The organism is Ignavibacteriales bacterium, from assembly GCA_026390795.1.
In the GTDB taxonomy this organism is placed as follows: domain Bacteria; phylum Bacteroidota; class Ignavibacteria; order Ignavibacteriales; family Melioribacteraceae; genus Fen-1258.
On sequence record JAPLFG010000003.1, the window covers coordinates 941,233 to 964,610 of the forward strand.

21 protein-coding genes are annotated in these 23,378 nt (G+C 35.8%); 6 read left to right on the forward strand and 15 right to left on the reverse strand.

Annotated elements, in window-relative coordinates:
* Positions 1-12: 12 nt before the first annotated feature.
* Positions 13-948, forward strand: a complete 936-nt coding sequence (locus NTX65_07785; protein ID MCX6169223.1) for a hypothetical protein — start codon at positions 13-15, stop codon at positions 946-948.
* A 46-nt stretch (positions 949-994) separates the two neighbouring features.
* On the opposite strand, the gene NTX65_07790 is transcribed toward NTX65_07785, so the two are convergent.
* A complete protein-coding gene (locus tag NTX65_07790) occupies positions 995-2,473 on the reverse strand; it encodes an alpha-amylase family glycosyl hydrolase (protein ID MCX6169224.1) in 1,479 nt (492 codons plus the stop codon).
* A 2-nt stretch (positions 2,474-2,475) separates the two neighbouring features.
* Positions 2,476-4,356: a DNA primase gene (gene dnaG / locus NTX65_07795; protein ID MCX6169225.1), complete on the reverse strand. Its 1,881-nt coding sequence runs from the start codon at positions 4,354-4,356 to the stop codon at positions 2,476-2,478.
* A gap of 149 nt (positions 4,357-4,505) precedes the next feature.
* On the opposite strand from dnaG, the gene NTX65_07800 reads away from it, so the two are divergent.
* The 4 genes from NTX65_07800 to NTX65_07815 all read left to right on the forward strand — a co-directional run bounded on the left by NTX65_07800 (position 4,506) and on the right by NTX65_07815 (position 9,092).
* On the forward strand, positions 4,506-5,021 hold the full coding sequence (locus NTX65_07800; GenBank protein ID MCX6169226.1) for a DJ-1/PfpI family protein: 516 nt from the start codon (positions 4,506-4,508) through the stop codon (positions 5,019-5,021).
* Between the two features lie 88 nt (positions 5,022-5,109).
* Entirely contained in the window at positions 5,110-7,068 is a 1,959-nt protein-coding gene (ispG, locus tag NTX65_07805; protein ID MCX6169227.1) for a (E)-4-hydroxy-3-methylbut-2-enyl-diphosphate synthase, read from the forward strand.
* A 178-nt stretch (positions 7,069-7,246) separates the two neighbouring features.
* The gene (locus tag NTX65_07810) at positions 7,247-8,353 is read left to right on the forward strand and encodes a Nif3-like dinuclear metal center hexameric protein (GenBank protein MCX6169228.1); all 1,107 of its coding nucleotides are present in this window, start codon (positions 7,247-7,249) and stop codon (positions 8,351-8,353) included.
* Between the two features lies 1 nt (position 8,354).
* Positions 8,355-9,092 (forward strand): C4-type zinc ribbon domain-containing protein, encoded by a 738-nt coding sequence (locus NTX65_07815; GenBank protein MCX6169229.1) that lies wholly within the window; start codon positions 8,355-8,357, stop codon positions 9,090-9,092.
* Between the two features lie 49 nt (positions 9,093-9,141).
* On the opposite strand, the gene NTX65_07820 is transcribed toward NTX65_07815, so the two are convergent.
* Both NTX65_07820 and NTX65_07825 read right to left on the reverse strand, forming a co-directional pair.
* Positions 9,142-9,738: an aminotransferase class IV gene (locus tag NTX65_07820; GenBank protein MCX6169230.1), complete on the reverse strand. Its 597-nt coding sequence runs from the start codon at positions 9,736-9,738 to the stop codon at positions 9,142-9,144.
* The gene (locus NTX65_07825; protein MCX6169231.1) at positions 9,722-10,699 is read right to left on the reverse strand and encodes an aminodeoxychorismate synthase component I; all 978 of its coding nucleotides are present in this window, start codon (positions 10,697-10,699) and stop codon (positions 9,722-9,724) included. Before NTX65_07825 ends, NTX65_07820 begins: the two co-directional genes overlap by 17 nt.
* Before the next feature lie 9 nt (positions 10,700-10,708).
* On the opposite strand from NTX65_07825, the gene NTX65_07830 reads away from it, so the two are divergent.
* Complete coding sequence (locus tag NTX65_07830) at positions 10,709-11,281, forward strand: aminodeoxychorismate/anthranilate synthase component II (GenBank protein ID MCX6169232.1); 573 nt, start codon at positions 10,709-10,711, stop codon at positions 11,279-11,281.
* A 31-nt stretch (positions 11,282-11,312) separates the two neighbouring features.
* Here the strand turns inward: NTX65_07830 and NTX65_07835 are convergent, their stop codons facing one another.
* The 11 genes from NTX65_07835 to NTX65_07885 all read right to left on the reverse strand — a co-directional run bounded on the left by NTX65_07835 (position 11,313) and on the right by NTX65_07885 (position 23,193).
* The gene (locus NTX65_07835; GenBank protein MCX6169233.1) at positions 11,313-12,194 is read right to left on the reverse strand and encodes a hypothetical protein; all 882 of its coding nucleotides are present in this window, start codon (positions 12,192-12,194) and stop codon (positions 11,313-11,315) included.
* Complete coding sequence (locus NTX65_07840) at positions 12,191-12,601, reverse strand: GNAT family N-acetyltransferase (protein ID MCX6169234.1); 411 nt, start codon at positions 12,599-12,601, stop codon at positions 12,191-12,193. The genes NTX65_07835 and NTX65_07840 overlap by 4 nt, the downstream gene beginning before the upstream one ends.
* A gap of 123 nt (positions 12,602-12,724) precedes the next feature.
* The gene (locus NTX65_07845; GenBank protein ID MCX6169235.1) at positions 12,725-13,303 is read right to left on the reverse strand and encodes an NAD(P)H-dependent oxidoreductase; all 579 of its coding nucleotides are present in this window, start codon (positions 13,301-13,303) and stop codon (positions 12,725-12,727) included.
* Positions 13,304-13,456: 153 nt separating this feature from the next.
* Entirely contained in the window at positions 13,457-14,500 is a 1,044-nt protein-coding gene (locus NTX65_07850; GenBank protein ID MCX6169236.1) for a proline iminopeptidase-family hydrolase, read from the reverse strand.
* A gap of 55 nt (positions 14,501-14,555) precedes the next feature.
* Complete coding sequence (radA, locus tag NTX65_07855) at positions 14,556-15,905, reverse strand: DNA repair protein RadA (GenBank protein MCX6169237.1); 1,350 nt, start codon at positions 15,903-15,905, stop codon at positions 14,556-14,558.
* Positions 15,905-16,636 carry an ABC transporter ATP-binding protein gene (locus NTX65_07860; GenBank protein MCX6169238.1) on the reverse strand — a complete coding sequence of 244 codons (732 nt, stop codon included), beginning with the start codon at positions 16,634-16,636 and terminating at the stop codon, positions 15,905-15,907. The genes radA and NTX65_07860 overlap by 1 nt, the downstream gene beginning before the upstream one ends.
* Before the next feature lie 132 nt (positions 16,637-16,768).
* On the reverse strand, positions 16,769-18,277 hold the full coding sequence (locus NTX65_07865; GenBank protein ID MCX6169239.1) for a NapC/NirT family cytochrome c: 1,509 nt from the start codon (positions 18,275-18,277) through the stop codon (positions 16,769-16,771).
* Positions 18,278-18,434: 157 nt separating this feature from the next.
* A complete protein-coding gene (locus NTX65_07870) occupies positions 18,435-19,712 on the reverse strand; it encodes a cytochrome c3 family protein (GenBank protein ID MCX6169240.1) in 1,278 nt (425 codons plus the stop codon).
* Positions 19,713-19,723: 11 nt separating this feature from the next.
* The gene (locus tag NTX65_07875) at positions 19,724-20,806 is read right to left on the reverse strand and encodes a cytochrome b N-terminal domain-containing protein (protein MCX6169241.1); all 1,083 of its coding nucleotides are present in this window, start codon (positions 20,804-20,806) and stop codon (positions 19,724-19,726) included.
* 3 nt (positions 20,807-20,809) lie between these two features.
* The gene (locus NTX65_07880) at positions 20,810-21,241 is read right to left on the reverse strand and encodes a Rieske (2Fe-2S) protein (protein ID MCX6169242.1); all 432 of its coding nucleotides are present in this window, start codon (positions 21,239-21,241) and stop codon (positions 20,810-20,812) included.
* A gap of 311 nt (positions 21,242-21,552) precedes the next feature.
* The gene (locus NTX65_07885; protein ID MCX6169243.1) at positions 21,553-23,193 is read right to left on the reverse strand and encodes a DUF2339 domain-containing protein; all 1,641 of its coding nucleotides are present in this window, start codon (positions 23,191-23,193) and stop codon (positions 21,553-21,555) included.
* Between the last annotated feature and the right edge of the window lie 185 nt (positions 23,194-23,378).

The window sequence follows — 23,378 nt, forward strand, 5'->3', positions numbered from 1 at the left end:
TGGGAGTTTGCAATGTTCCGTAAAATATTTTTTATCGCATCTCTATTAACTCTTTTTTTAAGCATCAACATCATCGCACAGGATGAACCGGACTCAACAGAAGGCAGATGGAGCCATGGCAAGTGGAGCGACTGGAAAAATTATGAATGGTTAAGCTGGGAATTTCACGGCAAGCCCTTTATTGAAATTAATTACGGCATTGGAACACCGAAGCATGATAAGCTTGTAAGCAAATTTGCAGATGTGGGTTTGGCGGAAATCAAATTGGGTTATGCAACACAAGATTCTTACTATTCCGATGACATCATCGAATCTCACGATAAGTATTTTTTTATTTCAAAAATTTCTGCGGATCTGAAATCGTCTTCCTTAACTCGAGGCGACATGAAATCCAACTTGTGGAGATTTGGTTTTGCGGATCGGAGCGGATATGGGTATAAGGTAAAAAATGTTTCTATTCTACCATATCATGGAGGCGGATTCATCTGGTCAAAACTTGATATGATCGATTATCCGGCAAACACTTACCTACTTACAATTCCTCCAATTAGTATTGATGACGCAAGAAACGATACTGATATTCTAAACCGCTTTCATGATGCATTCAGATTTGGAACACTCTCTGAAGGAGGAGTGAGAATCGAAGTTGATTCGTTTGCTTCATTGGATTTTGGTTACGAAGCCGTTGTAATTTTTCCTCGATATTTAGTGTGGAAGCATATTGGAAGTTTTATTATTGAGGAAAGTACAATGGGCGTATTAAATCATTTCATTGACGAGGTTGGTGATTCATCTCCGGAAGCGGCACCTATTGTAAATTTTCTATTGAAGAATGGATTATCGTATGCTTTCTATTCTTTGAAAAAAGGAAATATGAATTGGCCTTTTGCTACTGAAGAACCGTTAACTTACGAGACTTTTAAGATCGGATTAACATTTACATTTTGATTTGACTGCTATGCCGTCTCAAGTGAGACGGCATTATTTAAAATGCTTAGAAAGAAAAGATATGCGAATGATACGGTTTGAGTTCTATGTAAAGCCCGGCATGAAATACTTCCTCGGCTGATCGCGTGTAAGTTTGATCGTTCAACAAATCTTTAATAATAAATTCTTCTTGAAACCCTCGCAAATCTAATTTCAATCTGCATGTTGAAACTTTATCGGAATAATTCACAACCACAATTCTCTTTTCAGATTGCAAACTCCATTCCCACGCAAGAATATTTTTAAATGTTGAATTTGTTTCCCATGAGCAAACCGGTTCGAGTAATTTCCATTTCCCATTTTTAAATATTTCATTTGAAGTAATTGTAAGAAGTTTTGAATAAAATTCCGGCATGCCTTCAATTGTTGGTTCATTCGGTTCCCTTCCAAGTTGAACCGGGAGTTTTATTTTTTTCCCTTCAAATTGACCATCGTGATAAAAACGCATTCCCTCAATTGTACTTATTATGACTGCTGCAGCTTTTGATTTTTCTTTCCCAAAAGCCGATATGGCTCTTTCTTCATCGTGATTTTCTATGAACCGCAATGATTTTTTTTGATATTCATGTTCGGCAAGAAAGTGTTCTTTAATTTCTATAGGGCCGGCAGATTTTAAACGGTCGGTTAAATTTTTGTCATACGTGTAATCAAATCCCAGTTGCTGAAGGTCCCATTCTAGATTCCAATAGGTTTCAGCTATAAATATAAAATCAGCCCGTATATTTTTCACTTTAGAAATAGCATCTGCCCAGAATTCGGTATCTGGTTTTTCAGAACCATTCCGTTCAAGCGTACCGCTCCATGTATTTTGAAAAACATTATTATAAACCAACATCGCCATATCGCAGCGTACACCATCACATACTTTTGTTAGTTCGAGCAATGTTTTAGCAAGAAAGTCTCTTGCGTGTTGATCAAAAATATTCACTTGAACAGTATCCTGCCAAGCGGGAAAAAATGGATCTCGTCCATGCGCAAAAAATTTTTGTGTATTGGGAAATGGTTGATAAAATGTATATGGATCGTTTTCATACTGCTCTTGATCAACGGAGAGAAAGATTTCCGGTTGAGTTTTTATTAAAGGGCTTTCCGCGCTGAAATGATTTGGGACAAAATCTAAAATTAATTTCATACCTTTTTTATTAAGCTGGGATTTTAATTCAAGCAAGGACCGTTTGAGCCCAAGAGCCGGGTTAATCTTGTATTCGGCAACAGCAAAAGGAGAACCGATAACATCTTTTCTTTCCCAATCTTTGAGAGCGCGTTTATAACTTTTTACTAGGTAGTCTTCGAAACAATATTTCTCTATGATAGAATCACAAATTTTCCAGACTCCCATAAGCCAGATATAGTTAATTCCTTTTTTACTAAAATCATCCCAATATGAGCTTGGAACATCTGCAAGAGTTAATTTTCCTTTTCCTTGATCGAACCTGTGCAACCAAACACGCGTATTAATTTCGTAAAGAGATGGGTTGTAATTCATTATCAATCAATATTGTTTTTAGGTTTTGATTCCAGCAAAGATTTTTTTTCTTCGTAAAGCTCTTTGTTTCGTTTCATCATTTCCAGATGAAGGCGCTCGTCTTTTGAATCGGTTATGAACTGATTATTTAACTTTACTTGAAGATCAATTTGATAAAGAAGAAAATTTCTGACTGTCTCTTGTGCATGTTCTAAGGTATCTTTTTCGATTTTACCGTTGAACGAAAATTCATCCCATTTTTTACTAATCGTTTCATCCGATAAGGTTAAATCGAAAATAAATTCACGTGAGTTTTCATCCGGAATTTTATCTATTAAGTAAGCCGGAGAAATTCTTTGTTCATCAAAACCGGCATGAACAATCTCGGCAAGTTTTCTTAGTTGATGACTGGAGAAACTTTCCAATGATAAGTTGTCAAGAATATGCGCAATAACTTGCTCATCCCCGCTATAAAGTAAACGAACTAATTCTTTTTCATAAGGATTTTCGTTTTCAGTTTTTGTTGTCAACGCAAATTGTTCGGCTGACTGATGTGCGGCAATTCTTTGCTCAGGACGTACACCTATGGGATTAACTCTTTCTGTTTGCTGATCGAGAAATATATTCAGCTCAGTTTCTATTAACTTTTCGCGCAGATTAAATCTCTTGGCAATTGCTTTCATTAAAAGATTGCGTTTTAATTCATCGTTTACCAGTGCTAAAGTTTTAACTAGTTCGCGAATTGCTTTCGTCATATCCGCAGAGTCTTCAAACAATCCTTGTTCTTCAAATTGTGCGGTCTGATATTCCAAAAAGTTTTTTGCGCGGAATACTTCTTCATCAAACTTTTCTTTGCCGAATTTAATTATGAACGAATCCGGGTCTTCACCTGTGGGAAGAGCAATAACTTTAACTTCAAAATCCTGTTTGAGTAAAATCTCTATACTTCGGAGAGATGCTTTTTGTCCAGCCGGGTCGGCATCAAAAAGAATTATAATATTTTTTGTGAAGCGTGAAAGTAGTTGAACTTGTTCTTCTGTCAACGATGTTCCGGATGAAGCAACTACATTTTTCACCCCTGCTTGAAAAAGAGATACCAAATCCATGTAGCCTTCTACAAGAATGGCTCTATCAAGCTTTCTGATATCATCTTTCGAGTGATACAATCCGTAAAGTGAACGCCGCTTTGAATAGACTTGCGATTCCGGTGAGTTAAGATACTTAGCTGCGTTTTCTTGATTTTCCAAGACCCTGCCGCCGAATGCAATAACTCTTCCGTTCGGAGAAAAGATAGGAAAGATTACTCTACCGCGGTATTTATCATAATACTCGCCCTTATCATTGATATCAATGAGTCCAAGTGTTTTTGCTTTTATTAGATCAACTTTATTTTCTTTTGCATGCGATAGAAAATTATCCCAGCCGTAAGGAGCGTAACCAATCCCAAAAATTTTTTGAGTTTGCAGTTTGATATTTCTTCGTTTTAAATATTCTCGGGCTTGTTCACCATCGTTGCTCTTCAGGAGATTGTCCGAAAAGAAACGGGCAGCAAGAACATTTAGTTCGTATAACTCTTCAAGTTCATTCTGCTGTGCGTCCGATTGGTTATTTTCTATTTCAATTTTAATCCCAAGATGATCGGCAATCTCTTCTACTGCTTCGATAAATGAGATATTTTTGAATTCCATCAAGAATTTAAAAACATTTCCTCCTACCCCGCATCCAAAACAGTGATAGATCTGTTTATCATCACTAACTGTAAACGATGGAGTCTTTTCCTGATGGAATGGGCAGAGACCGATGAAATTTTTACCTCGTTTTTTCAGATGAACGTGTGCCGAAACTATATCAACTATATCGGCTGCGTTTCTAATCTCTTCAATTTTATTTTCGGGAATGCGCATAATTGTGAGTATTTAAGCCTTCGTTTCTTCGTAGCGATCTTTACACAAACGAAATTAGAAATTTATTTCATTAAACCAAACATTCATCTAATTGCCCGTCTAACTTAATATTTGTATTTTGTTGATAGAATTGAAAAGAGAAAATATTTTTGATCAAGAAAAGCGTTCTGCTCATCATTCCCGCACAAAACTTCAATGAAGAGGAATATCTTATCATCACAAATTCTCTCGAACTAGCCGATGTTAAAATATTCATTGCATCGGATTCGAATTTTCTTTGTCTCGGTTCAAACGGCTTGAAAGTTAAAAATGACGTTCAGCTTTATAATATTCATGAAAGTAACTTCAGCGGAATGATACTAATCGGCGGAAGCGGCATGAGAAAGTACTGGGACAATAAAACAATTCAATCTATTTCTCAAAAATTTGCGAAGAGCAAAAAACCGCTTGGCGCAATCTGCAGCGCACCCGTTATATTGGCAAAAGCCGGAGTACTTAACGAAAGTGCGACGTGTCATTCCGATGACAGACGCGCACTCGAAAGTGAAGGCATTGTTTACCAAGATTTACAAGTTGTATCACAAAAAAATATTATTACTGCTCAAAACCCTTCTGCGGCACCTGAATTTGTGAAAGCATTTTTATATGAGCTTGCTAAAAGTTAATTTTTCTTCAGAACCATTTTACCTTTCAAATTGTTTTATGAATGGCACATTAATAATTAATAAATGACTGAGTTAGTGTAACGAAATAATGATTGAGCAATTAAAGAAATACTGTAATAGTCTAACCGAGTATTCGAGATATAAAACGCGTGAAGTTTTTATCGGTGATGTACCTCTAGGCGGCGATAATCCGATACGTATTCAATCCATGACTACCACAGACACTATGAACACAATTGCTACGGTTGAGCAATCAATAAGAATGATTGACGCAGGCTGCGAGTATGTACGCATTACAGCACCAAGTATAAATGAAGCCCAGAATCTTCAAAACATTAAAAATGAATTGCGCAGGCGCGGTTATAAAACACCTCTGATTGCAGATATTCATTTTACACCAAATGCGGCGGAACTTGCTGCTAGAATTGTTGAAAAAGTTCGGGTTAACCCTGGTAATTATGCCGATAAGAAAAAATTTCAAAAACTTGAATACACAGATACCGAATACAATGCAGAGATTGAACGAATTAGAGAGAAATTTTCTCCGCTAGTAAAAATCTGCAAAGAATACGGAACGGCAATGCGCATCGGAACAAACCATGGTTCTCTATCGGATCGAATTATGAGCCGTTACGGTGATACACCGCATGGAATGGTCGAGTCTGCTTTAGAGTTTTTACGCATCTGTGAAGATCTGAATTATTACAATATCGTACTCTCCATGAAATCAAGTAATCCGCAAGTAATGGTTCATGCATACCGTTTGCTAATTCAGCAGATGGAAGCCGAAAAAATGAATTATCCGCTCCATCTGGGAGTAACTGAAGCTGGTGACGGAGAAGATGGAAGAATTAAATCTGCAGTTGGAATTGGAACACTCCTTGAAGACGGAATCGGTGATACAATTCGTGTTTCATTAACTGAAGAACCCGAATATGAAATTCCGGTTGCAATCTCTCTTGTAAACAGATACAAAGAAAGAGAAAATCACATACCGATTATTCCAATTGATGATTTACCGAAAGATCCGTTCGTTTATTCACGAAGAGAATCATTTGAAACTGCCGGCATTGGCGGGAATACAGTTCCAAAAGTCTTCGCCGACTTCAGCAAAAAGGAAATTCTATCTGAAAAAGATTTAAAAAATGTTGGATATAATTACGATCCACTAACAGATAAATGGAACATGAGCGATCAAGCTTGTGATTTAATTTATGTTGCCAAACATGATCTTACATTTGATGTACCGACCGGATTAAAAGTAGTTTACGATTTTGAAAAATGGAGTTTGCTGGAAGATAAAACAAAAGGATTTCCATTTTTCCTATCATGCGATCAATTTAACGGCTCAAAAGACAAATCATTTATTCTAAATTTTGTAGAACTTGATGCAAAATCAATTTTCAATAAACGAATTTTATCAGCGGCAAATGATGAGACTGTGGTCTTAGTCATAACGACAAATAATCTTCACGGAATGGCAGAGCAGAGAAGAATATTTTTTGAACTGATTGCGAACGGAATTAATAATCCAGTAATCATAAAACGATCATACGATAAAGTTGACGAAGACGAGTTCCGGCTCTATTCCTCAACAGATTTGGGTGCTTTGCTAATAGATGGCTTTGGAGATGGAATCTGGCTTACCGGGAAAGACAAATCCTTGCAAAATTTTAATAACTCATTTATTAACAGAACTTCTTTCGGAATTCTGCAGGCAGCACGGACGCGGATTTCCAAAACCGAATATATCGCTTGTCCATCTTGCGGAAGAACTTTATTTGATCTTGTTGAAGTCACAAATAAGATACGTAAACGAACCGAGCATTTGAAAGGTGTTAAAATTGCTATTATGGGCTGTATTGTAAATGGTCCCGGTGAAATGGCCGATGCCGATTTCGGTTATGTTGGCTCAGGACCAGGCAAAATTACACTTTACCGGGGTAAGGAGATTATCCGAAGGAATGTTAATTCCGACGACGCTGTAGAAGAGTTAATAGAGATTATACGTGAAAATGGTTCTTGGATTCAACCCGCAGAAATTTAATTTTTGATGGATTTGAATCTGAATAGTGATTATGGTATATTTTGGCACGACATATGAGAAAATTTTTAATAACATTAGCTAGAAAAAAAACGACAGAACTTACAAATAGAAGTTTCTGAAGACCAAATGCACTCCCAATAACCGGAGTGCATTTTTTTTATATATGACTGTTGGAGAATTGACAAAATATCTGGAAGATTGGGCACCGCCCGGAGCTGCTTGGGAGAAGGACAATGTAGGACTTCAAGTCGGCTCACGAGGCGCAACAATCAAAAACATCATGCTCTGTCTAGAGCTAGATGATAAAGTCCTAAAAGAAGCCCTTCAAAAAAAATGTAACTTTATTTTTACGCATCATCCTCTCATTTTTAATCCAATAAAAAAATTAGACCTCGAGAAAAATTTCACAGCAAAACTGATTGAAAAAATTGTAAAAAACAATATCACCGTTTACTCAGCCCATACAAATTTAGATTTTACAAAAGACGGTGTTTCGTTTGAACTAGCAAAGACATTGAAATTGAAAAACCCCCGCTTTCTGGAATTTGAAGAAAGTAATCAGTTAAAAATCGTCCTATTCGTACCACAATCAAGTTTGCAAAAAGTTTCCAGCGAGGTATTCCGCGCGGGCGGCGGCATAATTGGTGAATATGAGAATTGCAGTTTCAGAATAGATGGAGAGGGAACCTTTAAGGGATCGGAAAAGTCTAAGCCGAATATTGGTAAGAAAAATAAACTGGAACGAGTGAACGAAGTACGGATCGAATTCATAGTTGATTCATGGAACTTGAACAAAGTAATTTCTGCGATACAAAAATCTCATCCTTACGAAGAGCCTGCATACGATATCTATCCTTTGAAAAATAAGAATGTAAATTATGGAGCGGGTGTTGTAGGTGAACTTGATAAAATGATGACACAAAAAGAATTTCTGAAGTATGTTTGCAAATCATTAAGAACTAAAACCGTAAAATTTTGCGAGGGTAAGAATAATTCGATTTTTAAAGTTGCGGTTTGCGGAGGTTCCGGTTCCGAATTGCTTCCGGCTGCTATGTCAAGCGGCGCGGATGCATTTGTTACAGCAGATCTTAAATATCACGCATACCACACTGCACAGAAAAATATCTTGTTAATTGATGCCGGCCATTATGAAACTGAAATTGTTGTACTTAATTCGGTTCAGCAAAAAATGAAAAAGTTTATTTCGAGTGATAAGAAAATAAAAATTTTAAAATATTCGGGTATTACAAACCCCGTAAAGTTTTATAAACAAGAAGGAGTCTAAATTGATAGAAAAATTGGCAATACTTTACGAACTTCAGTTGATTGACAATCAGCTTGATGAATTGGAGGAATTGCGAGGGGATCTTCCGGCAGCTGTTAACGATTTGAAACAGCAGATCGAGACTATCGAAAATCAAATCGAAACAAAAGAGAGCGAAAAGAAAAAATCACTCAGCACACGGAAACAAAATGATGATGATGTTGACCGATTGAAAACCAATCTTAAAAAATTTAAGTCGCAGCTTTATCAAGTTCGCAACAACAAAGAATATGATGCCCTCACCAAAGAGATAGATCATTCGGAAGAACAGATAACAAAGCTTGAAGCGGAAAGCACCGCTTTGGAAGACCTTATTCAAAAATTAAAAGGGGAAATTAAAGAAATTGAACCCCAGCTAGATATACTGTCAAAAGACTTAAAAGAAAAGGAAACCGAGTTAAAGCAAATTATAAAAGCAAATGAACGTGAAGAAGCCAGATTAAAAGATAAAAGAGATAAGGTAGTTACCAAAGTTAAAAAACCAGATTATAACACCTACTCACGAATCCGTAAGGCTCTTGGCGGAAAAGCAGTTGTTACACTAATTCGCGCCGCATGTACCGGATGTTACAATGTTGTCCCTCCACAGAGACAATTGGAAATTAAATCCGGAAAGAGACTTTATTCATGTGAATCTTGCGGAAGAATTTTAGTTTCTCCGGAAGTTGCAGAAGAAGTTCAAAAGAAAATTCAGTTTTAAATTATTATAAATAAAGCTGTCAGAAAAGAGTAACTTTTTTGACGGCTTTTTAATATAAAATCTTGTTGATTGGAACGCGGACATTATCTTCCAAGTCAATCATTGCATTAATCAGATATGCATATTTGAATTTATGTAAATCGGTTAACCGAATCTCCCCTTCAATAATTTTCCCAATATTTAATAATTTTTCTCTTTTTGTTCCTTTTAGAAGCGGGGTGGCTGGAGTTATAAATTTTTCATTATCACTAAAAACAATATTGGAATAACTCGTATCGGTAATCAATCTATTTTTTACAATTAAGATTTCTCTTTCTTCAACATTATCTAAATGTTTCAGAAATTCTTCGCGGTCTTCAAACTTATATTTGTATAAGATAGAATCGTCATAAACCACTTTTAGGTCAGTAACCGGTTTCATTATGTACGGGTGGAATACAATATTGATAATTCCGTCAGTGTAAATTACTCTGCATTTATAAAGGTTGTGTGATAGGTCTGCTGGTATTTTGATTACTTCGACTAAATCTATTTCATCATGAGAATTAAATAACTCATGCCGGGTTTTATTCATTCTGGCATTATGATATTCAATGTCATATAACTTTCTATCGAATACCTTTATGCTCTCAAATAATCGGGACATAGACCTTATCTATCATTTCTTGAAATTCTGATTCAGGTGTGCTCATAAATGTAATTCCGCCGCCGCTTTTAAATATTAATCCTTCACCTGTTTGTTCAATAAATCGAATCATAACTCCGCTGTCGAGTGTAGAACCGTCAAAGTATCCGAAGATTCCGGTATAAAAACCGCGTGAATATATTTCAGACGATTTGATGATATCAACTGTTTTCTTTTTCGGCGCGCCGCTTATTGAACCTGCCGGAAGTAAATTAAAAATTATTTCTCCTATTCTACGGTTATAATCATTTCCCACTTCACCGCATATTTTTGAACTAACCTGCAAGAGGATTTTACTATTGGTCTCGATTTTTTCCACATATCTAAATTTCTCAACACGAACATTTTTTGAAACCATACTCAAATCATTTCTGATCAAATCGACTATCGTGTTGTGTTCAGCAATCTCTTTGGGATCGTTCAGAATAACTTGTTCGGCATTCTCAATTGAAGCATCTATTGTACCCTTCATCGGGAAAGAAGAAATAATCCCATCAGAAATCTTTACAAAGGATTCCGGAGAAAAAACAACGAATTTATTTTTGTACAGGAGCTTATATTCGGCTCGGCTTAAAAGGAATATCTGTTCAAGTGTAAGATTAGTTGCAATTCTTGTTGGGAAAGTTAGATTAAGCAGATAAGTGTTTCCTGCATTTATCTCTTTTAAAATATTTTCATAAACTGAAATGTATTTTTCATAGCTGATAGGATGTTTTTCGAATAGGATGGAACTGTTTAGTTTAGTTTTAATATTGTAATTTTTCTTACCATTTATGTTGAAGAGTATACTTGACGGAATTACCTCACTCAATTTTATTACAACCGGTTCTTTGATTTCGAAATCAACTATGAATAGAAATGGAATTTTATCATTTCCATATTCGTTCATTAATTTAACTGCGGCTAATTCTTTATTACTCATTGGAATGTTTTGAAAAATAAAATATTGATTATAGACAACTATGATTCTTTCACTTACAATTTACTGCAAATTGTAGAAGAATTTCACTATGATTATTTATTGGTTAAGAATGACCAACTTAATTATGAGATAGCGGATCAATCTTCCAAAATCCTTATCTCTCCTGGACCTGGACTTCCATCTGAATCGGGGATGATTACAAAAGTTATTTCCAAATACGCTTCATCAAAAAAAATACTTGGCGTATGCCTGGGACATCAAGCAATCGCAGAAGCATTCGGTGGAGAGCTTTATAATCTCCCCATCGTTCGTCATGGTATTAGATCTAAAATAAAAACTGTTTCTCCGGAAGATTATTTATTTGAAAATATTCCTTCGGAATTTGATGCCGGTTTATATCACTCTTGGGCAATTTCAAAAAATAAATTTCCGGATTGTCTTAAGATAACCTCCGTCGGTACTGACGATGTGATAATGTCTATTTCACACAAAGAATACGATGTAATTGGTGTTCAGTTTCATCCGGAATCTGTTATGACGGTTTATGGCAAACAGATAATTCAAAATTGGCTGAAACATTGAATTAAGAATTGCACGATTGGTTTATGAATTTCTATTTCTGATTAGCCATAAAATTATTTTTCAAATGATTCATAAAATCTTTATCCCAAAATTCTTTAACCGAACCGTTCTGCAGCCAATAGATTCTAGGCGGAGACTGCCCTATCAAATCCAAAAATTCATTCATGTTGATCATTCTGTATGGTAAATCAAGTTTAGTAATAGCCTTGAACGAGTCGGCACTCACTGAGCCTTCGGTAAATAACAATGCGTACATTGCCGGAATTCTATTTACTTTCTTCCGGAGTCCGGATAATTCTTTAGCTAGATTTTGGCAGTGATCGCATTCGGTATTCAAGATTGCAATCAGTTTATCCCCGTTTGATAGATCCACTCTCCCTGCTTCTTCAAAATTTGTGTACTTGGCAAACTTGAAATCCTTATGTGATTTTACCGGTGATATTATAAAAACGATTATGATTGAAGCGATTGCAATTGATGGTACCACAAAATAATTTTTTTTCTCTTCAGTATTTCTAAACAACAATACCAGTAATCCAATCAATACAACATTTTTAATTATCGATTCAAGCGGTGACATTTTAATCATCTCACCGAAACATCCGCAATTCTGTGTATCATGTAAAATAAATCCGGTATAAACAAGATAGGAAGTAAAACCAAGAAGAAAGAGAAATGAAACTGGAATTACTATTCTTTTCATTGAGAATGGTTGAAAGAATAATAAACCGAGCCCAAACTCAATGCCAATTAATACTCTTACAAGAATTGCAGCAGCTTCCCTTGTACCGGCAATTCCATGATCAATTAAAATTATTTCAATAAGTCCCGGAGAAATTAATTTCGAGTAAGCCGAAATTATGAACACTAATCCGATAATTAATCGAAGCACGAACAGCAATTTTGATTTCATTTTAGCTCTTCAACATCCGTTAGTAAATAACAATAGTTGTGCTTTGTCATTCCGATCTTTGGATAATAATCAATAGCGGCAGGAGCCGAAAGCAATATTAGCTTTGCCGGTTCACTAGCTAATTTTGTCCTTCTGATTAATTCTTTACCAATTCCCTTGTGTTGATAATTTTTTCTCACCGCGAGATCAGAAAGATATGTGCAGTAAGAAAAATCCGTTATTGAGCGCGATACACCAATAAGTAAATTGCTTGTACGCGCCGTTACAATCAAATTTGCATTTGTAAGCATTTTAGCAATTCTATCTTTATCATTAACAGGGCGACGTTCGCCAAGCGTTGAATCAATTAGGCAATCAATGAATTCATCTACATTTAAATTTTCTTCTATTCTATATTCAATCTGCATATTCATCCCGGATTTTTATGAAATAAATATAATGAATAATAGAATTGATTTATGGGGCGGGATAAGTTTCCGGAATTCTTTTGAAAAGCCGCAACAAATTACGGTCTAGTTTAAAAAATTATTTTAGAATGGAACACCTTGTGCTCGTGCTGACTTTAATGCGTTTGCATACCATTCTAGCTCATCGAGAAACCGTTTTACTTTTGCATGGAATGATTCATCAACAGGTTCCCCACTTTGATTAAAAGCCGATTGTATCTTGGGAATTCCTAACATTGTTTTGGTAGTTACCATTCCGAGTTCACCCAAAAATATTTTTGCTTGAATAGCCGATCGCATTCCTGCAATCAGTCCGCCGCTATAACTCACAATTGCGGCCGGCTTGAAAAAATACTCTTGACGGAAATAATCCATCAAGTTAGTGAGTGCCGGCGGTAATGAATGATTATATTCACCCGTAACAATTATATATCCATCTGAAGCGGACAAAATATTATGAAGTTTTTCTAGTGATTCCGGAGCGGTACCTTTATGATATTCTATATACATCTTATCAAGAAGAGGCAGGTTATATTCCTTGGGATCAATTAACGTAACGTTATAACCGCGTTCAAGGCATTTGTTTAAAATGAATTTTGCCGCATTGATGCCTTGACTTTTCTCTCGAACTGAACTTAGAATTATAGAATAATTGAGAGGCATGTTTTCCTTTTCTCTACTAAATGCTTTGAAGTATGGAAAAGTTCCACTAAACCCAATTCTATCGTGTCATAAATCATAAACTTGTGTTGGTTTATAATTTTGATTGTATTATCTGCAAACTATTTTTATTACTAATTCTATGAGAACAGTGAATCACATTTTCGAATCCTTGTCTACAGATAAAATAAAATTGATTAGCCCTTCCATATAAATTTTCTGGTCATCATACATGCACATATGACTGCCGTTAGGACAATATAGATATTTTCCTTTCGGCAGCTGTGTAGAAATCCATTTCATATGTTCCGAATCCATCGTATCATTCTTTGCGCCGATAACTAATGTAGGAACTTTAATTTTAGGAAGTTCTTTCTTTATATCCCACTTTTCAAGTTTACCTGAAATTCCGAATTCGCTCGGACCCTGCATAGTCACGTACAGCGACTGATTCATTTTTGCGAACGATCTGTTTACGGGTTCCGGCCATTGGTCGGCCGGCATTCTTAAAATGTGAAGTTGATAAAAATTCGGAATTAACAATTCCATGTATTTGGGATTTTCGAAATCACCTTTTGATTCAATAGACTTAATCTCACCTAAAATTTTAGGATCCATCTGTTTAGCTAAAACGTCATCGGCATATTTTTTATAATCGGGGCAACTTGCCATCATATTGGAAATAATGAGTCCTTTCAAATTTTCTTGATACTTTAAAGCGTATTGCATTGCTAGAATACCGCCCCATGAATGACCAAGCAGATAAAAATTATCTTTTGTGAGATTGAGTGCTTTACGAACCTGCTCAACTTCTTCCACATAACGAGGAAGATCCCATAAAGCTGTATCCTTTGGATTGTCGGAATTTCCACAGCCTAATTGATCATAGTAAATAAATTCTATTCCTTCTGCAGGTAAAAAACTTTCGAAGCATTCAAAGTATTCGTGGGTTGCGCCCGGTCCGCCATTTAAAAGCAGCAATTTTATTTTCGGATTATTTCCGTAACTCTTGGTCCAGATATTAAATTTACCTTTAGAGGTTTCAATCGGAATGATTTTAATACCGCCGGTTTGTACTGCATCCGAATTCCTTGCGTAATAGTTGGAGTCTTGTAAAGAAGATTTTTTTTCTCCACCACACGAAGGCAATGATAATAATGACAATAGAATGAGGGTTAACTGCTTATATATGTTTTTCATTTCTATACTCCGATGTGATAATCGAAATATAAAAAATTTTAGAAAGGATTATTACTTAAAAAAGAATTTGGTTTATTGCAGATGTAAGATTATCGATAGGAATAATTTCTATTGCCGATTTACTTTTAACCGATTTGAAATTATTTGAGGGGACAACAATTTTTTTAAATCCGAGTTTTGCCGCTTCCTGAATTCGTTTGTCTATATTACTAACACTTCTAACTTCACCACCAAGACCAACTTCTCCAACTACAACCGTATCATTTCTGGCAAACTTATTAGAGAAGTTCGATGCTATCGCACAGCAGACAGCAAGATCAACTGCCGGTTCATCAATTCTAATTCCGCCTGCAATATTTAGAAATACATTTTGAGCCGACAAACGAAGATTAGCTCTCTTTTCAAGAACAGCTAATAAAATTGAAAGACGGCGGTAATCAAATCCGGTTGCTACACGCTGTGGATTTCCATAAGAAGACGGTGTTACCAACGCCTGCACTTCCAGAAGAATCGGACGGGTGCCTTCCATGCTCGATGTTACTACTGAGCCGGTGATTTCTTTTTCCTGTTCACTCAGAAATATCTCGCTCGGATTTTTGACTTCCCGCAATCCGTCGTCATGCATTTCAAAAATACCGATCTCGTTTGTACTTCCGAACCGGTTTTTCTGAGCGCGTAATATTCTGTAAGAGTAACTTCGTTCACCTTCAAATTGCAGAACAGTATCAACAATATGCTCAAGAACTTTTGGTCCTGCTATGGCTCCTTCTTTTGTTACATGACCAACAATTATAATTGCGCAATGTTTCTTTTTTGCCAATTGCATAAGTTCAGCTGTACATTCGCGTATTTGTGTTATTGTGCCGGGCGCGTTATCAAAATCTGTCTTATATGTAGTTTGAATAGAGTCAATTATTACAACTTCGGGTGAATGTTTTCCGATTGCATTAAGAATAATATCAAGATCGGTTTCTGTCATTACGGAAATTTTTTCCGAATGAACTTTCAATCTTTTTGCGCGGAGATTTATTTGATTTGCCGACTCCTCTCCCGTTACATATAAAACTTCACTTTTAATTTTAGCAGCGGCTTGCATTACAAGCGTTGATTTACCAATCCCCGGATCTCCGCCAATTAAAACAACCGAACCAGGCATCAAACCGCCTCCAAGAACACGGTCGAATTCCTCAATATTTGTTTTTATTCTATCTTCACTTTGATGAGCAGCCGTATTCAATTTTGTAATTGATGATTCCCCGGTGAATTTTTTCTTTGAAGATTTTTTTTCTTCAATTAATTCTTCAGTAAAAGAATTCCAGCTTTCGCATGAAGGGCATTTACCAAGCCATCTTAATTCTTCGTGACCGCAATTCGAACAAATATATTTTATTCTATTCTTAGCCATCAGAATCCGGTTCTCTGAATAAAATTTTTAACTACGGAATCAGTACTTTCAAGTACTTCTTTAGGTGTACCTTTAAAATATATTTTCCCCTCGTGCATCATCGCAATTTTATCAGCTGTATTTTTAACACTGAACATATCATGGGTGACAATAATCGAAGTTACTTTCAATTTTTGATTTAGGTCTTTGATTAAATCATCTATCGAATCGGACATTATCGGGTCGAGACCGGTAGTCGGTTCGTCATACAAAATATATTCCGGGTTTGAAACTAAGGCGCGTGCAAGTCCCACACGTTTTTTCATTCCGCCTGAGAGTTCGGAAGGTTTTAAGTTTTGAGTGCCGGGTAAACCTACCAATTCAAGTTTTTCTGCAACTATTTTATTTATCATTTCTTTTGAATATCCGATATCATTTTCTACAAGAGCAATTCCAACATTTTCTTCTACGGTCATAGAATCAAATAACGCTGCTCCTTGAAAAAGAAAACCGAACTTCCGCCTTATTTTATAAAGTTCCTTCTGCGCAAGCTCGCTTATAATTTTTCCATCGAATTTTATATATCCTTCGTCGGGTTGAAGTAATCCTACTATATGCTTAAGAAGTACACTTTTCCCGCAGCCGCTTCTACCAATTATAGCAAGCGACTCTCCTTCTTTGATCTCGAGATTTACGCCGCGAAGAACATTATTGGCGCCAAAACTTTTGTGCAGATTTACTATTTCAATCATGAAATACTGGTTTGAATTTTATTCCGGATTAAATATATAAAAGAAAAGAATGTTATTCGATTTGAAATTTAACAAAAGAATAGAACGCAGAGTTTTACTATCATATTGTTCTGCGTTCTATTCAAAATCTATTTATGGGTTAACTCCGGTATGGCATTCAACACAAGCCATTTCTTTCCACGCATCGCCGCTCTCTTTATCGGGATGTTTGAATATTAGGAATGCATTTATCGGTGAAACTTCCAATTTATCCGGCGGTCCTTGTGCATTTATTAGATGACATTGATTACAATCCCTTTTTATTACTCTGCCTTGAGGGGTTGCGTGATTATCATTATGGCAGCGGAAACACCCCATAAATTCCATATGTCCAATATTATTAGGATAGACATTCCACCGGACTTTCATTTCCGGGAAAATATTTTTCTTAAATGCTTCCTGAATTCCTTGAACTGCCTTATCAACTAAATATTTTTTATTCGAATAAATATCGGGATACTTCTCTTTGTAATATTTGTTTATCTCATCTCTAATAACAATCATTGCCGTATCGGTAGTAGAAAATTTCTTGTCCATAATTTCAAGCGCCTTGGATTTTATCCAAGGAAGTTCTTTTGGAATTGTGCCAGCCGCAAGTGCATTATTTAAGAAGAATGTTGGCGGCTGATAATTATGAGACGGTCTGTTGTGACAATCCATGCAGTCCATTGTGCGTGTCTGCATTGTATCCAATGCACTTTTTGTAACACTTTCATTTTTGTCTTGATAAACAAACACTTCACCGGTTTTTAAGTTAGTATATCTAACCCAAGGAATTTTTTCACGTTTACTATCGGCAGATTTGTATTCTATCTTAACATTTGGGTTAATGTGCCAATGAATTCCTTCTTGAGTTCCAAGTGCGCTTATTTGAGCACCAATTTTCATCGTCAAAGAAATATCCCACTCAGAATTATTTTCATCGGGCATATAATGTCTTTGAGTTACAAGTTTTCTAGAATAAAATTTTTGAGGCCAATGACATTGTTCGCACGTCTCACGTGCCGGGCGTAAGTTTGAGATCGGCGTTTCAATTGGTCTTGGTACGGTACCCAGAGTAACAGCATAAACTTGGTACAAACCGGAAAGTTTAGATCTAACATACCAGCTTGCGCCTGTTCCAACATGGCAATCAACACAGGCTACTCTTGCATGAGGTGAATTTTGATATGCTGTGTATTCAGGTGCCATCACATTGTGGCAGAGTTTACCACAAAACTCAACCGATTCCGTGTAATGAAATGCTTCGTAACTGCCGAACGCAGTTAGAAAAAGAAAAATTGTTGTTCCAGCAGCAAATATAAAGAAGGCATGTCTGTGGCGGATATTGTTTAGATTTACCTGTGGCCACTCTGTTGCAGGGAGAATATGTTTTTTCCGATCTCTTCTAACCTTTAGAAACATACCGACAGGAATTATTACCAAACCCATAAACAAAAATCCGGGGAGAATTATATATACAACTAGTCCTAAGTAAGTTCCTCCTCCGGAAGTGAAGGTGATAACAAATAAAAAGATTATCATGAAAAGACTGATCAATGCAATAGTAGCACCAACCAATGAAACCCAATTTTGAGATGAATGAGGTAATTTTAGTTTCATTTCATTCCTTGTTTATAAATTTAAATTTTATTTACCGGGATAAATCAAAAAGATTTTAACCTTCTGGGGCAAACTTAGTCAGCGCGGGCTAAAAATCCAAGACCTTATTCTCTGAATTAAGCCGTTTATGAAAGAAAATGATAGCTTATACAATATTTTATTTAGTGGTTTTTTTCTCTTTGTCTTTTATTTTTAAATATAGCGCTACAACAACTAGGAGAAATACTAATGTTGCTACCGCAAAACCATTTCTGCGTGTATAATATTCATCAATTTCTTTTTGTGCCATTAAAGAGGCTTTATTGGAAATTGCTATACCCTCATTTGTTCTTGCACTAACTTTAGTCGAATCGAATGTGTGAATCAATGTTCTCGATTGAATAAGTGCCTGTTTAGCATCCTGCAAGAGAAAGCCAATCTCAATATCATTCATCCCTTTCTTCTTAACTTCTAAATATTTTGCATCTGCCATCGCAAATTGATTCTTCAAATTTGTCAGCGATGAATATATTTTTTTCGCAGCAGCGTAACCTTCATCTCCGGATGAATGACACTCAACACATTTCGAATCTTTTCCCACACCGATCATTTCATCCGTCGGTTTTAATACTGCATGATTGCCGTGGCATTGTTCGCATCCGTGAAAATCTTGTTCTTCAAAAGCTTTTGACATTTTTGTGGAGTTGAAGTATTCCATGTTGCTCACATGACAGGTTCCGCATACATTAGAAATTGAGGTAACTCCGGGAGGAATTGCACCATGATTACCGTGGCAATCGTTACAAGCCGGAGCGCCAACATCTTTCATCTTAAGAAGCGCTACTCCGTGAACACTTTTCGAATATTCTTCCAGTTGATTGCTTGGAAGATTATATTTTTTCATCAACTCCGAATTACCATGGCATTTATTGCAAGTACCCGGAACATTCAAAGCATAAACAGTCGAACGCGGATCTTTAGCAGGAAGTATTGAATGTGCAGAATGGCAGCTGGCACACTCTGCTACATTTTCATCTCCCGTTAAAAGTTTTTTACCATGCACGCTGGTGTAATATTGCTCAACTTGATCTGTTTCTATTCTTGGTTGAAAAACTCTCATGACATTTATATCTGAGTGGCATTTTCCGCAGAATTTAGGAATGTCCTTGTGTTTAGGTACACCAACAAATCCTTTTGAAGGACTCATAGCAATTTCTTGATCATCGCTTGTCGGGTCTCCGCCATGGCAAGATGAACATGAAATGTTTGCATGACGGTGGATATCGTTTTCAGAAAAATCTTTTGGCAGATTATCAATTTCTTTATGGCATGAATAACAATGATCTTCTTTTGAGCTCTGTATATTTTTATTTTCTTTCTGAGCGGAAATTACAACACCGAGTATAAACGAGATTGTTATAAAATATATCGATAAGTTAAAAAATCTTTTTCTCATGTTAGTATTCCCTATACTAAATAACCGATGACGGTCATTATCACAATGAACGCAACAATAATAATTCCAATTAAGGTTAAAGGCTGAATTTTCCAATTGTGTTTATGCTTCACTTTAATGTATGGAACCAGCATCCAGACAATACCCGCAACGCCAAAAAACAATACTCCGAGCAACTCGCCTTCTAGAAATAAAATATGCGCTGGAAGAAGTTTCAGTGACTGGAACATGAACATAAAGTACCATTCAGGTTTTATTCCGGCAGGAGCTGCCGCAAAAGCATCAGCCTTATTTCCTAATTCCCACGGGAAATAAAGTGCTAAAAAAATCAAAATATTAAAAACAATAACCCACAAAAGAAGATCTTTCAAAGCAAAATCCGGAAAAAAAGAAATATACTTTTTCTTTTCTTCCGGTAAATTTTTGAAATGTTCCGGCTCGTGCATTCCTTGACGCTGAATAAACAATAAATGAAATGTTAAAAAAACAGTAAATATGGCAGGAAGAATTGCAACGTGAATTCCAAAGAAACGTGATAGAGTGGCGCCAGTTACTTCTTCACCGCCTCGCAAAAATGTTTTTAACGGTTCTCCAATTACCGGAACAACTCCGACGATATCTGTTCCAACCTTTGTAGCAAAATATGCAAGTTCATTCCATGGCAAAAGATAACCACTGAATCCGAATGCAAGGGTAAGAACCAAAACAATAAAGCCGGTTATCCAAGTTAACTCGCGCGGTTTTTCATAAGCTTTGGAAAAGAAAACACTGAACATATGAATAAAAGCAAAGAACACTAATAAATTTGCCGACCAACTGTGCACATTTCTTATCAACCACCCGAATCTAACTTCGGTTACTATGAAGCGTACACTTTCGTAGGCACTGTCTTCGCCCGGTCTATAATAAAGAAGGAGAAGTATTCCTGTTAGTAACTGGACCAAAAACAAAAACAGAGTTACCCCGCCCATATAATACCACATTGAATGTTTATGGACAGGAACCTTTTTGTGCTTGAGCATATTATTTAACGGAGAGAGATCATACCGTTCATCAATCCATGAAATAATTTTATTTCCAATATTCCCGATCATTGCTTAACCCATTTTAGTAATAACAATCTCATCTTTAATTATTTTTACATCATATTCTTCCAGGGGTCTTGGCGGCGGTCCTGAAACATTACGCCCGTTAAGATCATAAACGCCGTTATGACATGCACACCAGATCTGCTTTGTATCATTTTTATACTGTACAATGCAGTCCAAATGTGTGCAGCTGGCGGACAACGCTTTATATTGATTGTCCTCTGTTTTAATTAGAATGACCGGCTTTCTACCAAACTTGACTATCTTGTAACTGTTGGTTGGAAACTCGGAACTCATTCCAGCTTTAACAGAATTCACTTTTGGCTCAGCGCTTTTGGGAGGAATTAAAAATGAAAAGATCGGATAAAACACCGCTAAGATGCCGCCGATTCCTCCAACACTTAAAAGTGTGTTCAGAAATTTTCGTCTATCTAATTTCATAACCAATTTATTTTTGATGAGAAATTCAATTAATTATTACCAAAACTTTTCTATTACTGATCGCTAAATTCTTCCAATGGAAGTAGAATCTTCGCAATAAGATACGGGATTATGAATGGAAGGCAAAACATAATTATCTGTGCAAATATTCCTTCCAATACAAAAAATTTTATTATGCAAAGTGTCAATCCTCAAAATTTTTCTGAAATTATTAGCTGCCAAATAAAAAATTTCAACTCTTGAAAAATATTCCGATTTGATGAACGATTACCGAACCGAAACATTCCATTTTCGTGAACCCGGTTATTATTTCAAGATTTTAACTCGCTTCCTTTCTTTCGTTTAGAATATAAAATTGAAATCACAAGTAGTACACTTCCCAAAAACATAAACGAAATAATCCTGTAGATCGGGTCTAGATTTGTTGTGCCGACAAAAAGAATATAGAGAACCGTTAACAAAAATGTTAAAAGCGCAAGCCACCGGTATTTTTTATTCTTTAATATTATGCTCATTACATAATAACCAATTGCAACTATAGTCCAGGAGAGAGCTACATAATCTTTTGGGACTATATGATATAGTGCATATGGGAAAATGAAAAATGATGAACCGAGGTAAAATAATCTCATCGCGTCGGTTTTGAGATCGAGCCGATGCTTTTGCCAATTTAAAATTCTAGCGCTAACTAATGCTACAATTCCAAAACTCAATGCAATTGCGCCGATTTTTTCTTCCAAAACTAAATAGGAAAAAAATATCAGCAGGTACATTAAGAAGTTTGCCACTATAATTATTTTAGAACGGAACCAAAGTGCCGTTGCAACCACAATTATACTTTGCCAGCTCAACCATACAAAATAATCGGGCTTTGGAAAACTATTAAGAATCGCCACACTTAATGCTGTATAGCCAAGTATAGCATAGAAGAAAGTGGAGTATTTACTTTTACGCTTTTCATAGTAAATAGCAGACAGAAATAAAAAAACGACAGAGCTTACCAATCCGGATACAGTGAGTGTTTCGCTAAATTTTGTAAGTGAAATAATTAACACGAGAAGGAAACAAAGAATTGAATTAAACATTGTGTTTAATATTGTATTTAACGATTCCTTCTCGCCACGTTCTCCTAATATATTACCGTAGGCAAAAATTAACGCGTAAATAAGAAGAAAGTAAATATTAAATAATGGCGAACTTTGAAGAGAAATTTTATTACCCGCAACCGGATTGCCAATGAACCAAATAAGATGAGTAAAAAAGACTAACAGAATTGCAAACGTAAAGAACGAAGTCCAATTCAATTTTTGTTTTAGATAAACCGATAGTCCGCTAATCAAAATCAATACAAAAAAGATTAACCAGGAATTGTCCGCAATCAGCATTGACAAGGAGAGCAATGTAACACCAATAGCCATTAAATAAGTAGATCTTCTTTTATACGAAAGAGAAATATGAATAGAAGAGACTATCAACAATAGAATTACTTCAAGCGTACTAGATTCTATTGCCGGAGTAACCGAGAAGAAGTGTAAGCGTAAAGTTGAGAAGTAAAGAAGCAGTAAACCTTCACCAAAAGCGTATTGAGAAATAAACTGAAGCGATGTTTTCCAATAATTAGATAACAAAAAAAGTATTCCGGTAAGAATAATTCCTACAAGACTCGGAAAAAATGAGGGCAAATTTTGATAAGGAAACGTCATTAGAAATATTATTCCGATCGCAAGGATTACAATACCTACTTTTGCAAACCAGAATTGACCAATCTGTGTTTCTAAAGAATCTGCGCGTTCTGAAATATTCTGCGGTATAAAGGAAGGTAATTCGAAATTGTCTTCCGAAGAAAATTTCTCGAGATCGAGTTTTTCCTCAATGCGAGAAATTCTTTTTTCCAAATTAATTAAATATGTTTTTAACTGATTATTCACTTCATGTTCGGAGGATGAATCCATGAAGAAACCTCCAATAAAAATTTATTTTCTTTACTTATTCCTTTCTAAGAAATTACAAAATTGGGTTTGTACATAGAATCATAAAAAAATATTAGCTTAATCGGATATCGGCCCACTGAATCCGATTATAAAATACTTGTATTCTTTTCTGAAAGCAACAAAAATTTTTATTAGGGTTTGAAAAA

Excerpts from the sequence above, each read along its gene's own strand:
- NTX65_07875 (MCX6169241.1), bottom strand. The coding sequence starts at position 20,806 with ATGATCGGGAATATTGGAAATAAAATTATTTCATGGATTGATGAACGG.
- NTX65_07885 (MCX6169243.1), bottom strand. The coding sequence starts at position 23,193 with ATGGATTCATCCTCCGAACATGAAGTGAATAATCAGTTAAAAACATAT.
- radA (MCX6169237.1), bottom strand. The coding sequence starts at position 15,905 with ATGGCTAAGAATAGAATAAAATATATTTGTTCGAATTGCGGTCACGAA.
- NTX65_07790 (MCX6169224.1), bottom strand. The coding sequence starts at position 2,473 with ATGAATTACAACCCATCTCTTTACGAAATTAATACGCGTGTTTGGTTG.
- NTX65_07880 (MCX6169242.1), bottom strand. The coding sequence starts at position 21,241 with ATGAAATTAGATAGACGAAAATTTCTGAACACACTTTTAAGTGTTGGA.
- NTX65_07840 (MCX6169234.1), bottom strand. The coding sequence starts at position 12,601 with ATGCAGATTGAATATAGAATAGAAGAAAATTTAAATGTAGATGAATTC.
- dnaG (MCX6169225.1), bottom strand. The coding sequence starts at position 4,356 with ATGCGCATTCCCGAAAATAAAATTGAAGAGATTAGAAACGCAGCCGAT.
- NTX65_07820 (MCX6169230.1), bottom strand. The coding sequence starts at position 9,738 with ATGTCCCGATTATTTGAGAGCATAAAGGTATTCGATAGAAAGTTATAT.
- NTX65_07870 (MCX6169240.1), bottom strand. The coding sequence starts at position 19,712 with ATGAGAAAAAGATTTTTTAACTTATCGATATATTTTATAACAATCTCG.
- NTX65_07835 (MCX6169233.1), bottom strand. The coding sequence starts at position 12,194 with ATGAAATCAAAATTGCTGTTCGTGCTTCGATTAATTATCGGATTAGTG.
- NTX65_07845 (MCX6169235.1), bottom strand. The coding sequence starts at position 13,303 with ATGCCTCTCAATTATTCTATAATTCTAAGTTCAGTTCGAGAGAAAAGT.
- NTX65_07865 (MCX6169239.1), bottom strand. The coding sequence starts at position 18,277 with ATGAAACTAAAATTACCTCATTCATCTCAAAATTGGGTTTCATTGGTT.
- NTX65_07785 (MCX6169223.1), top strand. The coding sequence starts at position 13 with ATGTTCCGTAAAATATTTTTTATCGCATCTCTATTAACTCTTTTTTTA.
- NTX65_07850 (MCX6169236.1), bottom strand. The coding sequence starts at position 14,500 with ATGAAAAACATATATAAGCAGTTAACCCTCATTCTATTGTCATTATTA.
- ispG (MCX6169227.1), top strand. The coding sequence starts at position 5,110 with ATGATTGAGCAATTAAAGAAATACTGTAATAGTCTAACCGAGTATTCG.
- NTX65_07860 (MCX6169238.1), bottom strand. The coding sequence starts at position 16,636 with ATGATTGAAATAGTAAATCTGCACAAAAGTTTTGGCGCCAATAATGTT.
- NTX65_07825 (MCX6169231.1), bottom strand. The coding sequence starts at position 10,699 with ATGAGTAATAAAGAATTAGCCGCAGTTAAATTAATGAACGAATATGGA.